This window comes from Sphingopyxis sp. GW821-FHT10B01 (assembly GCF_059415685.1).
This window is the reverse complement of sequence record NZ_JBWKNS010000004.1, coordinates 178,293-195,521: the sequence shown is the minus strand read 5'-3', so window position 1 is coordinate 195,521 and position 17,229 is coordinate 178,293. Positions and strand designations below refer to the sequence as shown.

General features: G+C 65.2%; 15 protein-coding genes. 2 read left to right on the top strand and 13 right to left on the bottom strand.

Features of this window, described 5'->3' with window-relative positions; genetic code table 11:
- Positions 1-68: 68 nt before the first annotated feature.
- Complete coding sequence (locus AC07NV_RS13625; protein WP_495166903.1) at positions 69-212, bottom strand: hypothetical protein; 144 nt, start codon at positions 210-212, stop codon at positions 69-71.
- A gap of 176 nt (positions 213-388) precedes the next feature.
- On the opposite strand from AC07NV_RS13625, the gene AC07NV_RS13620 reads away from it, so the two are divergent.
- Positions 389-1,339, top strand: coding sequence for a YncE family protein (locus AC07NV_RS13620; protein WP_495166902.1), 951 nt, complete (start codon positions 389-391; stop codon positions 1,337-1,339).
- Positions 1,340-1,483: 144 nt separating this feature from the next.
- Here the strand turns inward: AC07NV_RS13620 and AC07NV_RS13615 are convergent, their stop codons facing one another.
- The 4 genes from AC07NV_RS13615 to argH are packed head-to-tail and all read right to left on the bottom strand — an operon-like array spanning position 1,484 to position 5,180.
- On the bottom strand, positions 1,484-2,272 hold the full coding sequence (locus AC07NV_RS13615; RefSeq protein ID WP_495166901.1) for a precorrin-2 dehydrogenase/sirohydrochlorin ferrochelatase family protein: 789 nt from the start codon (positions 2,270-2,272) through the stop codon (positions 1,484-1,486).
- A 2-nt stretch (positions 2,273-2,274) separates the two neighbouring features.
- Entirely contained in the window at positions 2,275-3,534 is a 1,260-nt protein-coding gene (gene lysA / locus AC07NV_RS13610) for a diaminopimelate decarboxylase (RefSeq protein ID WP_495166900.1), read from the bottom strand.
- Positions 3,535-3,552: 18 nt separating this feature from the next.
- On the bottom strand, positions 3,553-3,804 hold the full coding sequence (locus tag AC07NV_RS13605; RefSeq protein WP_495166899.1) for a hypothetical protein: 252 nt from the start codon (positions 3,802-3,804) through the stop codon (positions 3,553-3,555).
- A complete protein-coding gene (gene argH / locus AC07NV_RS13600; RefSeq protein ID WP_495167273.1) occupies positions 3,804-5,180 on the bottom strand; it encodes an argininosuccinate lyase in 1,377 nt (458 codons plus the stop codon). The genes AC07NV_RS13605 and argH overlap by 1 nt, the downstream gene beginning before the upstream one ends.
- On the opposite strand from argH, the gene AC07NV_RS13595 reads away from it, so the two are divergent.
- A complete protein-coding gene (locus AC07NV_RS13595; protein WP_495166898.1) occupies positions 5,179-5,808 on the top strand; it encodes a TlpA family protein disulfide reductase in 630 nt (209 codons plus the stop codon). The genes argH and AC07NV_RS13595 overlap by 2 nt on opposite strands.
- 391 nt (positions 5,809-6,199) lie before the next feature.
- Here AC07NV_RS13595 and AC07NV_RS13590 read toward each other — a convergent pair whose 3' ends face one another.
- The 8 genes from AC07NV_RS13590 to AC07NV_RS13555 all read right to left on the bottom strand — a co-directional run bounded on the left by AC07NV_RS13590 (position 6,200) and on the right by AC07NV_RS13555 (position 17,203).
- Positions 6,200-8,095 (bottom strand): hypothetical protein, encoded by a 1,896-nt coding sequence (locus AC07NV_RS13590; protein ID WP_495166897.1) that lies wholly within the window; start codon positions 8,093-8,095, stop codon positions 6,200-6,202.
- A gap of 254 nt (positions 8,096-8,349) precedes the next feature.
- Positions 8,350-8,688: a hypothetical protein gene (locus AC07NV_RS13585; protein WP_495166896.1), complete on the bottom strand. Its 339-nt coding sequence runs from the start codon at positions 8,686-8,688 to the stop codon at positions 8,350-8,352.
- 122 nt (positions 8,689-8,810) lie between these two features.
- Complete coding sequence (locus AC07NV_RS13580) at positions 8,811-9,812, bottom strand: NAD(P)H-dependent glycerol-3-phosphate dehydrogenase (protein WP_495166895.1); 1,002 nt, start codon at positions 9,810-9,812, stop codon at positions 8,811-8,813.
- Positions 9,813-9,960: 148 nt separating this feature from the next.
- Positions 9,961-10,896: an alpha/beta fold hydrolase gene (locus AC07NV_RS13575; protein WP_495166894.1), complete on the bottom strand. Its 936-nt coding sequence runs from the start codon at positions 10,894-10,896 to the stop codon at positions 9,961-9,963.
- Positions 10,897-11,016: 120 nt separating this feature from the next.
- On the bottom strand, positions 11,017-11,862 hold the full coding sequence (locus AC07NV_RS13570; RefSeq protein WP_495166893.1) for an alpha/beta hydrolase: 846 nt from the start codon (positions 11,860-11,862) through the stop codon (positions 11,017-11,019).
- Between the two features lies 1 nt (position 11,863).
- Positions 11,864-13,312, bottom strand: a complete 1,449-nt coding sequence (locus tag AC07NV_RS13565) for a DUF3336 domain-containing protein (RefSeq protein ID WP_495166892.1) — start codon at positions 13,310-13,312, stop codon at positions 11,864-11,866.
- A 23-nt stretch (positions 13,313-13,335) separates the two neighbouring features.
- Positions 13,336-14,892, bottom strand: coding sequence for a wax ester/triacylglycerol synthase family O-acyltransferase (locus tag AC07NV_RS13560; protein ID WP_495166891.1), 1,557 nt, complete (start codon positions 14,890-14,892; stop codon positions 13,336-13,338).
- A 1-nt stretch (position 14,893) separates the two neighbouring features.
- A complete protein-coding gene (locus AC07NV_RS13555; protein ID WP_495166890.1) occupies positions 14,894-17,203 on the bottom strand; it encodes a glycerol-3-phosphate 1-O-acyltransferase in 2,310 nt (769 codons plus the stop codon).
- Between the last annotated feature and the right edge of the window lie 26 nt (positions 17,204-17,229).

Below are 17,229 nucleotides of genomic sequence, written 5' to 3'. Positions count from 1 at the left end.
GCGGGCATGGCAAAAAGCGCGGGAACGGATGGGCGCGGGTTGGAGATCCCGCCCGTTCCCGCCGCCGCTCAGTCGTAGATGACGAGCGCGATGGTCACGCTGAGTTCGAAGATCGACGGTCCCGACGCGCCTTCGCCGGCGAGCGAGCCGAACAGGCCGACCGAGGTGTCGAGCAACGGCAACATCTCGATATCGATGGCTGGCAAATTCATAGTCCCACTCCTGTTCCTGACCGGCGGCGCAACCTGCCGCCGGCGACAAGGCTAGGAAGCCGGACGCGCGCTTCCCAGTTAACTTATCGTAATCGCGCCCATGTTGCCGGTCGAAGCGGGGTTGCCGCGGCCAGTGACGGGGATAGGGTGGCGCCATCGAAACCGGGAGACTTGCCATGCGCCGCACGATCGCCGCCGCCTTTTGCGTCCTGTTGCTCGCCGCACCCGCTGCGGCCGAGACGCTGCTCGTCGGTAACAAGGGCGAGGACACGCTGAGCGTCATCGCGCTCAGCTCGGGCGAAGAGCTCGCGCGGCTGCCGACTGGCAAGATGCCGCACGAAATTGCGATTTCCCCCGACGGCAAGCAAGCCGCGGTCGTCGCCTATGGCAGCACGACGATCGATGTGTTCGAGGTCGCGGGGCGGACGAAGGTCCGGACAATCGACCTCAGCCCGAATCAGCGGCCGCACGGGCTGCTCTGGTTGTCCGACGGGCGGCTGGTCGCGACGACCGAGGGCAGCGATTCGGTTGCGGTGGTCGCGCCGGGCGGCAAGGTCACCTCGATTTCGACCGGGCAGAAGGGCACGCACATGATCGTCGTCGCGCCCGACAACCGCACCGCTTACACCGCCAACATCGGATCGGGGACGGTCAGCGTGCTCGACCTGAAGACGGCGAAGAAACTGCGCGATTTCGCGGTTGGCGGCAAACCCGAGGGGCTGTCGCTGACCCGCGGCGGGCGCGAATTGTGGGTCGGCGACCTCGATGCGCCGCGCGTGCAAATCTGGGATACGAAGAAGGGCAGGAAGATCGCCGAGCAGCCGGTCGATCCGGTCGCAATCCGCGTGCTGGCGAGCCCCGACGGCAGACTGGTCGCGACGAGCAATATCGCGAGCGGCACGATCAGCCTGTTCGATGCCGAAACGCGCGCGCCGGTGCGGACGATCAATGTGTCGGGCGAGGCCGCGAAGGGCCAGGTGACATTGCTGTTCAGCGCCGATTCGAAGCGGCTTTATGCGGCCGAGACCGGGCACGACAAGGTCGCCGAAATCGACGTCGCCAGCGGTAAGATGTTGCGCCGGATCGCGGCGGGGAAGAATGGCGACGGGCTGGCGATCGCGCCTTAGTTGCGGGCCGCTTAAAGGTGGAAAGCTGCCACTTGTGCACCCCGGCGAAAGCCGGGGCCCATGCGGAAACACGCGAGGTCCGCGTCAGGCTTCTGGACCCCGGCTTTCGCCGGGGCACACATCTCTATCGGCAGCAATCGGTCGCTAGCCGTCGTCAGAAATCGCGGGCATTTCCAGCCAGAGCGACAGTCCCGTCGGCAGAGCAGCCGGCGCTGCATCCATGACGTGCCGCACAGCATCGGCGCGGGCGCGATCGAGGGTCGCCGTGGGAATATTCGCCGGGTGGAAAATATGGTCGGCCTCACCCAGCAGGCGCGCGGCGCGGAGGGTGAGATCGTCTGGGTCGGCGCTAGCGAGGCGGATCGTTTCGAGGCGCGGCGGCTGAATTGCGGTTTCGCTGGCCAACCAGCGTTCGACCTTGTCCGGCGCGTCGCCATCGAGCGGGTCGAGCGTTCCGCCCCGGGCCAGCGCAGCGTCGATGGCGCGGCGGCGGTCGGCGGCGGCCGGCCAGCGCGCGGCCATCGCGGCGCGCGCGGCGAAAAGCGCTGCGGCGAGCGCGCCCAACCGCGCGGGCAGCAGCGCCTCGATGCGCTGGCGCACCGCCTTCGCCAGCCCTGCCGATGCGCCGCCGGTGCCAACCGCGATCGTGACCGGCGCGCGGTCGACGATCGCGGGGGTGGTAAAATCGCAGAGGTCGGGCCGGTCGACGACATTGACGAGCAGACCGCGCGCACGGAGTTCGGCGGCGGCCGCGCGCGCCTCGCCGTCGCTATCGAGGGCGACAAAGGCGATGGTCGCGCCCGCTTCCCAGTCCGGAACGATCCGTCCGCCGGCGCGCGCGATCAACCGCGCCTTGGCGTCGGCCGCCTCCCCCTCCCCGACCAGCACGACCGTGCGGCCGCGCAGGTTGAGGAAGATGGGAAGCTGCTCCACCCTCAGTCGATCCAGTCGGGGACGCGCTCGGCGGCCATGATCGTGCCCGCGGCGATGCGGTCGGCGACGACGGCATAACGGTCGCCGTCGACGAGCACCTCGGGAACGAGGCTGCGGCTGTTGTATGTCGATGCCATCGTTGCACCATAAGCGCCCGCGGTGCGGAAGACGGCGAGGTCGCCTTCCTCCACCTTGTCGGTCGTGCGGTCGCGCGCGAAGGTATCGCCGGTCTCGCACACCGGGCCGACGATCGACGCCGTCATCGTCTCGCCGCTCGGCTTGACCGCGACAAAGTCGTGATACGCATCGTAGAGCGCGGGGCGCGCAAGGTCGTTCATCGCGGCGTCGACGATCACAAACGGTGTGGACGCGCCGGGCTTGACCCAGAGCACTTCGGTGAGGAGCACCCCGGTGTTGCCCGCGATCACGCGGCCGGGTTCGAACATCAGGGTGACGTCCCAATCCTTGGTCACGCGCGCAACCATCGCGCCATATTCGGCGGGGCTCGGCGGATTGTCGTCGGCCTTGTACGGCACACCCAGCCCGCCGCCGAGATCGACATGGGTGATGCTGTGCCCTGCGGCGCGCAGGTCGGCGACGAGGCGGCCGACGCGTTCAAACGCCGCCTCGAGTGGGTCGAGACTGGTGAGCTGGCTGCCGATATGGACCGCGACGCCGCGCATCTGGAGCCCCGGCAGCGCCGCGAGGCGAGCGAAGATGGCGGGCGCGCTGTCGATGCCGACACCGAATTTGTTGTCGGCCTTGCCGGTCGAAATCTTGGCATGCGTACCCGCATCGACGTCGGGATTGACGCGCAGCACCGCCGGCGCGGTCATTTCCTTTGCGAGCGCGATCTCGGCGAGCGCGACGCCTTCGGGTTCATGTTCGATGTTGAACTGACCGATGCCGCGATCAAGGCCCTGCGCCAGCTCGGCGCGCGTCTTGCCCACGCCCGAAAAGACGATGTCTTCGGGCGCCATACCCGCGGCAAGCGCGCGTTCGAGTTCGCCCCCCGACACGACGTCGGCGCCATAGCCCTGCCGCGCGAGGACACGCAGCACACCGAGGTTGGGATTGCACTTGATCGCAAAGGCGAGATGCTTGCGGGGAACGTCCTTCAGCCCGTCGCGGAACGCCTGCGCATGGCGTTCGAGCGTGGCGCGCGAATAGACATAGACAGGGGTGCCGATTTCTTCGGCAATGCGCGGCAAGGGGATGTCTTCGACGTGGAGGACGCCGTCACGAAATTCAAAATGGTTCATTGGATGAAAGTCCTAAGCTCAGCCCGGAGGCGGCAAGTCAAAATCGTCGGGTTCACGCTGTTCGGACCGTTTGAGAAGTTCGTCGCTGCGCGCGGGCCGGGCCTGCGCGTCAGGCGTCGTAAGCTCCTCCGTGGTCGGGGCGCGGGTCGCGCCGACGGGAATCGCCGGGGCAGGCTGGCCTGCCACGGGTTTCAGATCTTCCTTGCCGCCGCATCCGCCGAGCAGCGCGGTTGCAGCGAGCGTCACTATGATGAGGCGCTTGGTCGCCATCAAATCGTTCCTTCCAGCGCGGCGCGGGCCGCGGCTATCGCCTGCCTTACCCGTTCGGGCGCGGTGCCGCCATAGCTGGTGCGACTGGCAACCGAGGCCTCGACGGTGAGCGCCGCCAGCACGTCGGGGGTGACCGCTGCGTGGATGGCCGCGGCATCCGCCTCGGGTAGCGCCGACAGTTCGACGCCCAGTTCCTCGGCGCGCTTCACGCACGAACCGACGACATGATGCGCGTCGCGGAACGGCAGCCCCGCCTCGCGGACCAGCCAGTCGGCGAGATCGGTCGCGGTCGAATAGCCCGACGCAGCGAGCGCGCGCATGCGGTCGGTGCGGAAGGTCAGCGTTTCGACCATGCCGGTCATCGCCGCCAGCGACAGCGCGAGCGCGTCGAAAGCACCGAAGACGGTTTCCTTGTCGTCCTGCAAATCCTTCGAGTAAGTGAGCGGCAGGCCTTTCACGATCACCGCGAGGCGCTGGAACGCGCCGAGCAACAGCCCCGCGCGCCCGCGCACCAGTTCGGCGGCGTCGGGGTTGCGCTTTTGCGGCATGATCGAGCTGCCCGTCGACCAGGCGTCGGGCAGGCTGATGAAGCCGAAGGGCTGGCTGGCCCAGATCACGATTTCTTCGGCGAGGCGCGACAGGTGGATCGCGGCAATCGACGCCGACGCGCAGAATTCGAGCGCGAAATCGCGATCGGACACGGCGTCGATGCTGTTCGCCATCGGACGGTCGAAGCTGAGCGCGGCGGCGGTCGCGTGGCGGTCGACGGGGAAACTGGTTCCCGCGAGCGCCGCGGCACCGAGCGGCGATTCGTTGAGGCGGCGGCGCGCATCGGCAAAACGGCTGCGATCGCGGCCGAACATCGCGACATAAGCAAGCAGATGATGGCCCAGCGTCACCGGCTGCGCGACCTGAAGATGCGTGAAGCCGGGCATGATGCTGTCGGCGTGTTCCTCGGCACGTTCCAATAGCGCGGTCTGGATCGCGGCAAGTCCGGCGTCGATGCGTTCGCAAGCGGTGCGCGTCCACAGGCGGAAATCGGTCGCGACCTGATCGTTGCGCGAGCGCGCGGTGTGGAGCCGTCCGGCCGCCTCGCCGACCAGTTCCTTCAGTCGCGATTCGACGGTCATGTGGATATCTTCGAGCGCGAGGTCGACGGGGACACCGTCGCGCGCGAATTCATCGGCAATCTGCGCGAGACCGCGGTCGATCACGACCGCATCGTCGGCGCCGATGATGCCCGCGGCGCCGAGCATCGCGGCGTGCGCGCGGCTGGCCGCGATATCTTCTTCCCACAGACGCTTGTCGACCGGGATGGAGGCGTTAATCTCTTGCATGATCGCCGCGGGTCCGCCACCGAAGCGACCGCCCCACATGCTGTTGCTATCCGGAGTATTCGCCATCCGCCGCGTTCCAAGCCCGTATCTTGCGATCCTCGCCGTGTTTCTGGCCGGATCAATCGCGGGCTGCGATAGGGAAAAGCAATCGGGCGGGCAAGCGGCAGAAGGCCAAGCAAATATTTCGCCGGGCCAAGCGAAGGATGGCGGCGTCGACCATTTCCAGCATCAGGTCGACCGGAGCCAGAAGGGCAAGATGGCGCCCACGGTTACCTTCGGCGGTCCCGACGATGCGCCGGTGACGCTGGCCTCGTTTCGCGGGAAGCCGTTGCTCGTCAATCTGTGGGCGACGTGGTGCGCGCCGTGCGTTGCCGAAATGCCGACGCTCGACGCGCTCGCGGCAAAGAGCGCGGACCGGATGACGGTGATCGCGGTCGCACAGGATCTGCAGGGCGCCGAAATCGTCGACCCCTGGTTCCAGAAGGCCGGGATGAAAGCGCTGCAACCCTATATCGACCCGAAGAACGGCCTGCTCGACGCCGCGAACAGCGCGCTGCCGACGAGCATCTATTATGACGCCGAAGGCCGCGAAATCTGGCGCGTTGTCGGCGCGATCGACTGGCAGGGTGCCGAGGCGAAAGCTTTGCTGGCGGAAGGTGGGAGTTAGAATCTCCGTCGCCCCAGCGAAGGCGGGGGCACCGATGTTCCTGGCAAGTAGCCGTCGGTCCGGTCTGGAGTTTTGGCGCTTGCGCGGCGGACATCACATCTCGTGATGTCACCAACCTTTGGGTCGTTGCCTCGGCGGCCGACGGGGTGATGCGGTTCTGCCTCGGAACAAGCTTCTGATGATTTTGTAGTTACGATGACGGGAAGTGTCACTCTGTATAGGTTCCGTATAGGTAGTGGCGGCGCTTTTTTGCACCGCCACCGATCAGCAGGAAATGTCTTCGACCTGCCAACCCCGCCACGTCTCGAGCCCTTAGTCGCGTGAGATCGCAACTGAGATCGCAACAAGGGAAAATCCCAAGGCTCGGCGAAATCCCAAGTTCAGGTCAGCATTACAGCGGCGTCCAGCCAGTGCTGTCTTTCTCGTAGGTCGTCGTGCCCGAGCCTCCATCCGTACGGCGCGCCATTGATCCGGCAGGCGCAGCAATCATATCGTCCGGAGCTCCCGTGCACACAAACGACCCCGGAGCGCCGGGCCCTCCTCCCGACACGCGATAATATCTGTCGGGCCCATCAAAGCCGAACAGCGTGACGCTCGTCTGATTGTCCACAGATCCCATAACAAGGCCCGCGCAAGCCGCCGCGCCGACGCGGCCGACGTAATTGAGCTTCGGCGTTCGGGTATCCCGGAAACGGATATGACCAACGCGGGTTACCTGATCTACGGCGCCCGCCTGCGACACAAGGAAGCCGTAACCTGGGCCGTTCGGATCGCCAACATCCTCCATATCGAGTAGGTCGACCGAAAGCTCCGACGTGACGCCGGGAGTCGTCGAGGTCGTGCGGTTCCAGAACGCCGCCCCCCCGGTTCGGGCCCGATAGTGACCAACCGTCACTATGCCGTTGCGGTTCTCGAAACCAATCCCCGAGCCGGCAATCGAGAGGTAGCCAATGTTCACCGACGGGGCAGCGCCGTTGTAGGCAATGATTGCATAGGGCGTGTTCACGTCCGCCCGCCCTCCGGCGATATGCAGACGGCCGACGTTGAGCCTCGCTGCATAGAATATCTCCGCCGTCGCACTGGTCCCGGTAATCCCCGAAACGCTGAAATCTCCAATGTTGAGAGTGATCGCATAATGGGTGTGCCACGGTACCCCCGGGCGGGGCACGATATCGCATACCCACTTTCCGATATCGATGACCATCGCGTCGGCATTGGTTGCGGTTGTTCCCGCCGTGAAATCATTGCCGGAGCCCTTTGTGTAGAGCGCGTCAATCATAAGACGGTTCTTCACCGACCCATCGAAGCTGTCGGGTTCGATATCGAGGCAATTGCCATCGGTCGTATCGGGAGCATTGCCCGTCAGCGTGGAGCCGCCCAGGCTATTGTCGAGCCACGCCGATCCGATATGAACATTGTCGAAAGCTTGACCGGCCAGGCACTTGCGGCCCGCCGTGATGCCGACGACGCGACCGACGTAGCCGTCGCACGTCCCGCGCGTGTTGTCCGTGCCGCCAATATAAACGGTATCGCCAAAGCAATTGCGGCTGTCGATCGCCTCGATATAGAAATTTGTCGTGTTAAACAGAAACACGCCGTGCATATGCTCATTGCCAGCGGCGACGTTCGCGGCGTTGCCGTCGACCTTGAGAATGCCATGGACGCGGACATTGTCGGCGCCCTCGAACGAAACCGTGCGGCACCAGTCGGGGGCGTTGTCGGCGAGCTTGATCGTACCGCCTTCGCAGAAGATCACGGCGTTGTCGGGTATCTTCAGGGCATAGGAATAAGCACCCCCGCCAATGGCGCTCGCAGGATCATATTCGACGACATAGGTGGAGCCTTTCGGGATACGAAGCGGGCGGCCCGCGTCCAGAATGCGCTTCAATGCCGGCAGCGTATTTACCGAGATGCTTTCCGCCGGACCGAGAGCCTCGTCGGGTGTCACCGAAATCGCCCGGAGCTTGGCAAGGACGTCTGCATCGAGTGCGCCGGCCAAATTCTCCGAATATCCGACCCTTCCCGCACCCAGCGGAGCGGCCAGTACATCTTGGGACACTCCAAGAGCGTCAATCGCCTGCTTGACCCGCAGAGGGGTCATGGCTTTGTCGTTGATCATTCCACCCTCGGCTTCTGCCTGGGTCGCGACGGGGACGGCTGCATTTATCACTGAGATTTCCTTTCTCGTTCTCTCCAAGGACCAGAGGAGAGAACAAGAAGGGAACATGCGATTTCCTACAATGCATCCTATTTCGCAACAGCTGAACTCAACTACGAAATCCGTCATGGTTCGGCTCCTATGCCGCCACCGCCGCGCACCTAGTCCAATAGCCACTTCGGTCGCAGGCCAATCGAGTCAGTCAGCGGGAATCAGGCAATTCTGGAACCTCCTCGAAGCTCAGATGGCGACTTCCAGCGAGTTAGGATCTTCGTCGCCCCCGCGAAGGCGGGGGCGACGAAAGGATAGCGAAAAGGGCGAGCGCCCCATGACGCCCGCCCTTCCCTGCGACCCGGAGCAAGCTCCGGGGAAACCGGCAGGGGTTAGCCGCCGACCGTCACGCGGCCGCTGCGATAGCCCTTCTTGCGCATTTCCTTCACATAATCCTTGTCGGCGTCGACCACCTCGGTCTCCCATTCATCCCACGCGTCCCAGCGGTCCTCGCGGTCGGTCGAATGGCGAAGGTCGCTGGTCAGCTCCTTCTCGGCTTCGAGAATATCGGCTTTGTAATTATACCATTGCTGGTTCACGATACCCGCGATCGGCGCGGTGCGGATGTGCGGCGCGTCGAATCCCGGCGGCTGCGAACCATAGGGAACCGCGGCCACGGCGGCGGTGGCGGGGAGCGCCAGAATTGCGGCAAGGGTGGTCCATTTTTTCATCGTCCATCTCCTGATTGCCCGCCCTTTGCGGAGCGGTCAGGGAGTCAACGAAGCAAGGCGCCGATTTCTTCGCAGCCGGACGGAGATTCGGCACGTCTGGCGGTGGAATCGCCGACAAAGGCTCAGCCGGGATGTGCTTCGTCGCCGACGGCCGAGCGGAGAAGGCCGCGAAACACGTCCTGCGCGCTGCGTTTTCCCTGCGTTACGTCATACACATCGCGCGCGATCGGCATGTCGAGGCCATAGCGTTCGGCCAGCGCGATCACCGTCGGCGCGCTCTTCACGCCCTCAGCCACCATGTTCATGCCCGCGATGATCTCGTCGATCGGGCGCCCCTTGCCGAGTTCGACCCCGACGTGACGGTTGCGCGACAAGGGGCTGGTGCAAGTGGCGATGAGGTCGCCCATGCCGGTGAGGCCGGCGAAGGTTTCCGCACGGCCACCCATCGCGACGCCGAGCCGGGTGATTTCCGAAAGCCCGCGCGTCATCAGCGCCGAGCGCGTGTTATCGCCGGCCCCCAGCCCGTCGCCCATGCCGACCGCGATCGCGATGATATTCTTGAGCACCCCGCCAAGCTCGCAGCCGAGCAGGTCGGTGTTGGTGTAGACGCGGAACAGCCCCGAATGGAACACCGGCTGGAGCGCGCGGACGACGATCTCGTCCTCCATCGACAGGACGCTCGCCGCCGCCTGTCCGGTCATGATTTCGCGCGCGAGATTGGGGCCGGTGAGGACGCCGACGGGATGGCCGGGCAGCACTTCCTCGATCAGCTCGGTCATCCGTTTGCCCGAGGCGAGTTCGAGCCCCTTGGTCAGGCTGATCACCGGCACCCACGGGCGAAGATGGTTGCGCGCCTCCTCCAGCACCGCACGGAAGCTGTGCGACGGGACGCCCATGACGAGCACGTCGGCGCTGGCGACGACCTCGGCCATGTCCGCGGTGGCGCGCAACTGTGCCGGCAGCTTGATTCCGGGAAGATATTTGCGATTCTCGTTATCGGCGTTGATGCCGTCCACCGTTTCGGCATCGCGCGCCCACAAGGTGATCGGCGCATTGCGCGACACCAGCGATGCGACCGTCGTCCCCCAGCTGCCACCGCCGAGCAGCCCCACCTTCAACCGCATATGCCTCTCCCTGTTTTCGGGGAGAGTGACGCGGGACAGGATGGTTGGCAAGCTCGACGTCGCCCCCGCGAAGGCGGGGGCCGCGGTCGTTTTACGCGGCGTTGCAGAGTCTGGCCGCCAGCGGCCCCCGCCTTCGCGGGGGCGACGATCAGGATAGCCGTCCGAGGAAGCCCGTCATCACCCCGGCGGTCGCTTTCGGATCCTCGATCATCGGGACATGGCCGACATGGTCGAAGATATGCGACGTGCTGCCGGCGATGCCCGCTTCGAGAACGGGAACGCAGCTGACGTCGAGCAGCCGGTCGTGGCGGCCCCAGATGATCAGCGTCGGCACCTTGACTTCGCCGAGCCGGTCGTTGAGCGGATGGTCGCGGCCTTCGGTCGCGATGACCCAGAAGATCGTGTCGAGCTGGTCGCGATATTTGAGCGCGTCGGCGTATAATATGGGCTTCAACCGCGCGGGGATATGCGGCGGCTTGTGGACCACCATCGCCACCAGCCGGTCGGCGTCCGCCAGATTGGCGATGACGAGCGGGTTATAATCCTCGTTCGCCGCCTGTTTCTGCAGATCGCTTTCGTTCGCGCCATTGACCCCGGCGTTGTCGAGCAGGATCAGGCTGGCGAGCGCTTGCGGATAATCGATCGCGTAGCGCAGCGCGATCCAGCCGCCCATGCTGTTGCCGGCAACATGCGGGCGCTGCAGCCCGAGCGTGTCGGAAAATGCCTTCAATCGCGCCGTCTGCGCCTGCAGGTCATAGGCAAGGTCGGGGTTGCGCTCATTCTCGCCGAACCCGGGCAGGTCGGGCGCGATGACATGATAGTCGCGCGTCAGATAGGGCGCGATCATCGACCAATTATCCTTGTCGCCGGCAAAGCCATGGACGAGCAGGAGCAAGGGTTTCGATGGGTCGCCGCCTTCGAGATAGGGCCATGTGCGGCCGTCGACGACGACTTTTTTCTGCACCATCCCGCCGCGCCGCCGGAGCAGCGCACGGCCCAGCGCGACGAGGCGGCCGGGGAAGACAAAATACATCAGCGCGAGCGCGATCAGCGGCGCGAAGAGGAGGATGAGGAGGATTCTCATGGTCTGGAACTCGATTCCCACTTTCCGTTCGCATCGAGCGAAGTCGAGATGCCCATCGGCGTGGCGCTACCCTGACGGGTGTCTCGACTTCGCTCGACACGAACGGGATGTAAACTTGGTTTAGTCTTTCGCCACATGCGCGTCGAACCAGCCGATCAGATCGTCGAGCACGGCATCGCGTTCGGGCTCGTTATAGATTTCGTGGAAGAGGCCCGGATAGATTTCGAGCCGCTTGTCCTTCGACGCGACATTGTCGAACAGATAGCGCGACCCCGCCGGGGCGGTCAGCCGGTCGGCCTCGCCATGCTGGATCAGGATCGGCAGATGGATCTTTGGCGCATCGGCCTGCGCGACCGCCATCGCATCCATGAATTCCTTGCCGAGCCGGGCGCCGATCTTGCCATCATAGACGAGCGGATCGGCCCGATAGTCCGCGACCACCTGCGCATCGCGGCTGACGCCATTGGAATCGAGCGACAGCACGCCGAGGCGCGGGAAGAAGCGCGACAGGAAACGGCTGATCCACATGGTGAAGCGCGACGGCGGTTCGGCGGGCAGGATGGCGGGGCCGGAGAGCGCGGCCGCGACAAAGGCGTTTTGGCGCTCGATCAGGAACAAGGTCGCGATCAGCCCGCCCATGCTGTGGCCGAGCAGCAGCCGCGGCGTATCGGCATGGTTGACCTCGACGAGCGTCAGCAGCTCGGCCATGCCGTCGAGAAACGCCGAAAAGCGCGGCACGAAGCCGCCCTCGCCGTCCGAATTGCCATGCCCCCAATGGTCGACGGCATAGATGGCATAACCGGCGCCGGTCAGCCGTTTGGCGACATGTTTATAGCGCCCGGCGTGCTCGGCATAACCGTGCGCGAGCAGCACGACCGCGCGCGGACGGCCTTCGGGGAGCCAGTGGGTGACGTGCAGTTTTGCCCCTGCCCCCGCCGACCCGGCCGGCAAGATCACCACCGCCATATCAGCGCACCGCTTTTTGGAGCGCCGCGCTGCGGTGGCCGGGGCCGTCGTCGCCGGCCTTGTCGATCTTCGCCAAAATGGCTTCGAGCGCGCGGCTGATCGCGGTCTGGGTGCGCACCATTTCGACCTTGGGCCAGGCGGTGCGCAGACCCGTGTCGATCAGCTCGTCGATGTCGTCCTGCGCCAGATCGCTCAATATCTTCGTCGGCGACCAGAATTTGGGCGGACGGATGATGTTGATGTCGCCGGTATATTCCTGATTGATCACCGATCGCGCCATGTTCGCGAGGCTGTTGAGCGGCGGCACCCATTCGAGCGGTTTCTGGAAAATCACCATGTTCGCGTTGAGCCACGCCTTGAAGGTCGCCATCGACGCATGCTGGATCGCCTCGATCGGCGCCATCTGCTTGCGCGTGTCGGTCGCGAAAGGCAGCGCGATCGGGTTCGCCTGACTGACGATATGGTGGTTCACGCCGTAAAGGCGCTCGAGCCGCTTGGTCGGGATGTCGTGCGTCACCGACCCGTCGACCCAGCGCCGGTCGGGCTGATAGGGGACGCGATTGCCCGCATCGTCGCGCGCCATCAGCATCACCGGCGGAAAGACCCCGGGCACCGCGCACGACGCGAGCACGGCTTCGCGGATCAGCACATTCGGCGCGGTGATTGCGTTGAGCAAGCGGCCGTTCTGGTGCTTCTCCGCAGGCGCGACCGAGACGTTGAGATGGCGGCCGCTGACCTCATAGGCTTCCTGAAAGGTCAGGTCGGGGATCAGGTCGGCGAGCCGGTCGCGGACATCGTCGGGCGCCAGTCGTTTCTGTTCGGGATCGCGGGCGGGGTTCGCAAGGCGTCCGCTTTCGAGGAAGGCGCCGATGTCGGCATTCCTGCGCGTGCAGACGACCGCGGCGACGATCGACCCGCCGCTCGCCCCCGACATGATCGCGGGCAAAACCCCCTCGGACCACAGGGCCTTCACGACGCCGATATGGAAGAACAGGAAGCTTCCCGAACCCGAGAGCAGCAGCGCCGAGCGGCCGTAGCAATGCTGGGCGCGGCGGAAGAAATCGCGCTTTTCCTCGCGTCCGATGCTGCGCGCGGCGGCGATCTTGTCGAGCGAGGCGACAACCTCGGCGACATAATCCTCGATCAGTTTCTTGGTACCGAAGCGCGCCTTTTGATAGAGCCGTTCGTGCCCCATGCCGTCGATATTGCCGTGGATGCCTTCGTTGAGGACAAAGAGCAGCCCCTTGACGTCCCCCGCCGCCGACAGCTTGCGCAGCTTTTCGAGCCGCGCACGGATCGCCTTATAATCGAAATGCTTGCTTTCGTCGGCGTCGCGCCATGCCTGCAGCCCCGATTTCTTGTCATGCTCGCGCGCGGCCTTGGTCCATGCGGCATAATCGGTCGCGGTCACAAGATCGCGGTCGGCGCTGAGCGTCGGGGTGAAAAGCATTCGGTAATCCTGCGAGAGCATGGTTATTTTTTGCGAGTCTTGCCGGTTGCGTTCGCTTTAGCAACCGGTTTCACCTTGGGCTTTGCGGCAGGTTTCGGGACAGCTTTCGGTTTCGGCTTGGGCGTCGCAGCGGGTTTCGGCGTTGCCGTAGCGGCTTTCGGCTTGTCGGCTTTGGGCACCGCCGCCATCAGGTCGGCGAAACTTTCCTCGATACATGTCCGGAAAAAGGCGATGTCGGGCATCACCGCGCGTTCGGAAATCAGCGAAAAGGCGATCCGGCCGTTGTAGCTGGGGGTGGCGACGAACAGCCCCATATTGTTCGCGAGCGGCGCCATGCCGTGCTGCGTCACGAGTTGCGCGCCCGCCAGATAGAGCGGCACCTGCGCGCCGGGAACGTTCGAGATGAACAAATTGGTGCCGCGCACCGCGAAGCGTTCGCTGGTGACGAGCCGCGCCACTGCCGCCATCGTCGCGCCCGGAATATGCTGCGACAGATCGGTCATGATCCGCGCGCTGACCCCCGCCTTCGCTTCTTTCGCTTCGACCGTATAATCGCGCACCGCCGCAAGCCGCGCGAGCGGGTCGGCGATGTCGGTGCGGATCGGTACGCTCATCGCCGACACCTGGTTTCCGGGCTTCGAGGCCTTGCCGCCCTTTCCGCGCAGGTTGATCGGCGCGACCGCGACGAGGCTGTCCTTGGGCAGCTCCTTATGCTTCGCGAGATATTTGCGCAGCGCGCCGCCGACGGTGGTGAGGACGACGTCGTTGACCGTCGCGCCGGGGACCTTCTTGCGGATTTCGGCGACATCGGCGAGCGCGACCGACGTTCCGTCGAACATCTTGTGCGGACCGATGGGCGCGTTGAAGCGCGTTTCGGGGACGCCCGCGGTCATCCCGCCTTCGGATATCGACTTGCGCGCCGAGGCGATGATCGCGGGCGACATTTTCATCAGCGCGTTCATGAACTTGACCGGCGACTGCATCGACGCCGACCAGGCGCGCGACAGCGTTTCGGTGCTCGACGGAGCCTTGCCAAGCTCTTCGAGCGGCGGCGGCTCGGGAATGGCGGGCGTACCCTTTGCGTCGATGTCGCTCATCGCGATGAAGGCGTGGGCGCCCGACGCGCCATCGACCGCGGCGTGGTGGACGCGGTGGAGCATCGCAAAACTGCCCTTGGGAATGCCCGGAATCCGGTCGAGCCCCTCGATGATATAAATGTCCCAGAGCGGGCGGTTCATATCCATCGGTTTCGAGAAATAGCGCGCGACCGCGATGCAGAATTGCCGCCAGTCGCCGGGTTCGGGCAGGCGCGCGTGGCTCATATGCGCCTCGATGTCGAAATGCTCGTCCTCGACCCAATAGGGATGGTCCATGTCGAACGGCAGGCGGTGGAGGCGGCGCTTGAAAAGCGGCGAGGTATCGACGCGGCTTTCGACGTGGCGAATGATGTCCTTGAACCGCACGAAGCCGCCCGGCGCGGTCGAAGGGTCGTAGATATAGACCCCCATGATGTGCGTCAGATTGTTCGCGGTCTGCGTGTAGAGGAACTGGGCGTCCTGCGCGCTGAGCTGTTTGAGCATCCTATCCTCCTGAACCGGGTAATCGATCTGCGAGCGCCACGGTCGAGAGGCGCATCGTTTCCATGACGTTGGCGAGGCCGCGCAATTCCGTCAGCAGCGCGCGGCGCGCGACGAGGTTCGCGGGGGTCGCCTCGTCCGCAAGACCCATATGGCGCATCAGCGACAGGCCGTTGGCGAAGAGCAACTTGCCGATCGCCGCCTCGCTGCTGATCCGGCGGAGCAGATAGGCCTGCTTGCCTTCGGCGAGCGCAGCGCCCTCCAGCGCCTTGTCATCGACGACATCGCCCGGCTTCGCCCGCGTGAGCAGGTCGGCGACGACCGAATAGGCCTCGGCGAAGGGCAGCAGGATCGCGTGACCGACGACCGGCTGGCAGCGGCGGAGCAGCTGTGCGATGCCGCGGTCGCCGCTGGCGAGGCGGCGGTCCCAGACGGGATCGATCCGCGCCAGCTCGGCCTCGAGTGCCGTACGATGCTCATCGCGTGGCGGGTAAAAGAATTCGAATTTGAACAGGTCGCGGAGGCGGTCGATCCTGGCCCAGAAGGCCGCGGTCGCATCGCCGCTGTCGGCATCGCGCAGCTCGAACAGCGCGAGTTCGATCATCGCGCGGTCGAGGAAATGATGCGCGATGATATTGCGGTAATAACTCGCCATCGGATGCTTGGCGGGATCGATCGAATAGACATTTTCGCTGCCGGCCTCGTAGCGCGTGAGCAGCCCGCTCGTCACAAGCGTATCGACGGTAGCGGAGAGCGCCGCGTCGTCACCGCTTTCGAGCTCGCTGCTGAGGCGGATATCGCGCGCGCGCGCCCAGTCGGTCACCGCGCCGATCGCCCCGAGCAGTTCGGCCGAGGTCGCGCCGCGCGGTGCCATGCCGAGCAGGATCAGGCACATCACCGAGGTGACGGTCAGCGGCGTCACCCGGTTCGCCTCGACCGCGACCGCGAAGGCAATCCTCTCGAGCGCGCGCTTGTCGTCCGGGCGCGGCGCCTCTGCGATCACCACCGGATTACCGATGTCGAGCCGGATGCGGCCCGAGGGCTCCTTGAGGCTTTTCATATAGCCAAGAAACCATGAGAGGCTTTCGGGCTTCTTGTTCCGCCCCGTCTGCTCGGCGGCATATTCCTCGACATCGCGGATCAGGTCGAAACTCGTCACGAACGGCACGAAGTGCACATCCTTCGTCCCCGTCGCATGCGCGGCGTCGAGGACATATTTCATCAGGCCATATTTGGGCGGCATCAGCTTGCCGAGCCGCGACCGCGTTCCCTCGAACGCCCAGCTCAGCGGGAAACGCTTGGCGAGCAGCCAGGCGATATAGTGGCGCAGCACGAGCTTGTAGACCGGCTGGTCCTGAAAGCTGCGCCGGATGAAGATCATCCCCGAGCGGCGGAAGAATTCGCCCATCACCGCAAAGTCGAGGTTGGCGCCGCCGAAGCTGTGCAGCATCGGCATATCGTTTTCATAGGTCAGGCGGCTGGGCGTCGCGCCGTCGATATAGGTTTTGTGCGTGAAGAGGATCGCGGTCGGATGCTCGCGCAGGATCGAGCGCAGCCGCGCGAGTTCGGCGGCATCGACCTCCATCGCGGGCGCATATCCGCCGAACATCATCCGGTCGAGGCGCGCGCGCAGGTCGAGGAACAGCGCACTCGGCCGCGCGATGACCTCCTTCATCAGCGGTCGTGCCTCGCGGAAGAGGTCGGCGACGGGGCGGCCGGTCGCTTCGGACAGCTCGGCGAGCGCAGCGCGGAATTTGGGGCTGGTGCGCAGCCCATCGGCGACGAAGCGCGGCACCTTGTAGCGCGTGCCGCGGATGCCGCGTTCGGCGACGTCGAGCGCAAGCCCCGCCTGCCGCGCGACGAAGCCCGCGAATTCGGGGCCCGCCGCGCCATCGCCATCGCCGCCGCCGGTCTGCCGGCAGAAACGGTCGCGCAGCGCATCGAGCGTCGCCGCCTCGCCCACCAGTATCTGCGCGCGGCGGCGGTCGCGAAGCAGGATCAACCGCGCGCGGAGCGGTCCGGGATGGCGCGGGTCGCCGAAAACAAGGTGACGGAATTTCAGCGCGCGCTCGCGTTCAAAACCCGGGATGCGCCACGCGACGCGCAGCGGCACGACCAGCCGCGACGGCGATCCGTCGAGCCGCGCGCGCAGCATGTCGAGCGGCAGCGCATGATCGTCATCCTCGATCGCAAGGCTGGTCCACGCGGGTTCGGTGTCACCCGAGGTGGCATGGATCCAGTCGAGCAGTATCCGCCGCTCGACCCCGTTGCGCGCGTCGATGATATAGAGCCGGTCGGCCGCGTCCTCCGTCACGATCGGTGTGCGGGGCGTTCCGTCGG

Excerpts from the sequence above, each read along its gene's own strand:
- AC07NV_RS13585 (WP_495166896.1), bottom strand. The coding sequence starts at position 8,688 with ATGAAAAAATGGACCACCCTTGCCGCAATTCTGGCGCTCCCCGCCACC.
- AC07NV_RS13580 (WP_495166895.1), bottom strand. The coding sequence starts at position 9,812 with ATGCGGTTGAAGGTGGGGCTGCTCGGCGGTGGCAGCTGGGGGACGACG.
- AC07NV_RS13570 (WP_495166893.1), bottom strand. The coding sequence starts at position 11,862 with ATGGCGGTGGTGATCTTGCCGGCCGGGTCGGCGGGGGCAGGGGCAAAA.
- lysA (WP_495166900.1), bottom strand. The coding sequence starts at position 3,534 with ATGAACCATTTTGAATTTCGTGACGGCGTCCTCCACGTCGAAGACATC.
- AC07NV_RS13575 (WP_495166894.1), bottom strand. The coding sequence starts at position 10,896 with ATGAGAATCCTCCTCATCCTCCTCTTCGCGCCGCTGATCGCGCTCGCG.
- AC07NV_RS13625 (WP_495166903.1), bottom strand. The coding sequence starts at position 212 with ATGAATTTGCCAGCCATCGATATCGAGATGTTGCCGTTGCTCGACACC.
- AC07NV_RS13565 (WP_495166892.1), bottom strand. The coding sequence starts at position 13,312 with ATGCTTTTCACCCCGACGCTCAGCGCCGACCGCGATCTTGTGACCGCG.
- AC07NV_RS13620 (WP_495166902.1), top strand. The coding sequence starts at position 389 with ATGCGCCGCACGATCGCCGCCGCCTTTTGCGTCCTGTTGCTCGCCGCA.
- argH (WP_495167273.1), bottom strand. The coding sequence starts at position 5,180 with ATGTGGGGCGGTCGCTTCGGTGGCGGACCCGCGGCGATCATGCAAGAG.
- AC07NV_RS13605 (WP_495166899.1), bottom strand. The coding sequence starts at position 3,804 with ATGGCGACCAAGCGCCTCATCATAGTGACGCTCGCTGCAACCGCGCTG.
- AC07NV_RS13560 (WP_495166891.1), bottom strand. The coding sequence starts at position 14,892 with ATGCTCAAACAGCTCAGCGCGCAGGACGCCCAGTTCCTCTACACGCAG.
- AC07NV_RS13595 (WP_495166898.1), top strand. The coding sequence starts at position 5,179 with ATGCTGTTGCTATCCGGAGTATTCGCCATCCGCCGCGTTCCAAGCCCG.
- AC07NV_RS13590 (WP_495166897.1), bottom strand. The coding sequence starts at position 8,095 with ATGACGGATTTCGTAGTTGAGTTCAGCTGTTGCGAAATAGGATGCATT.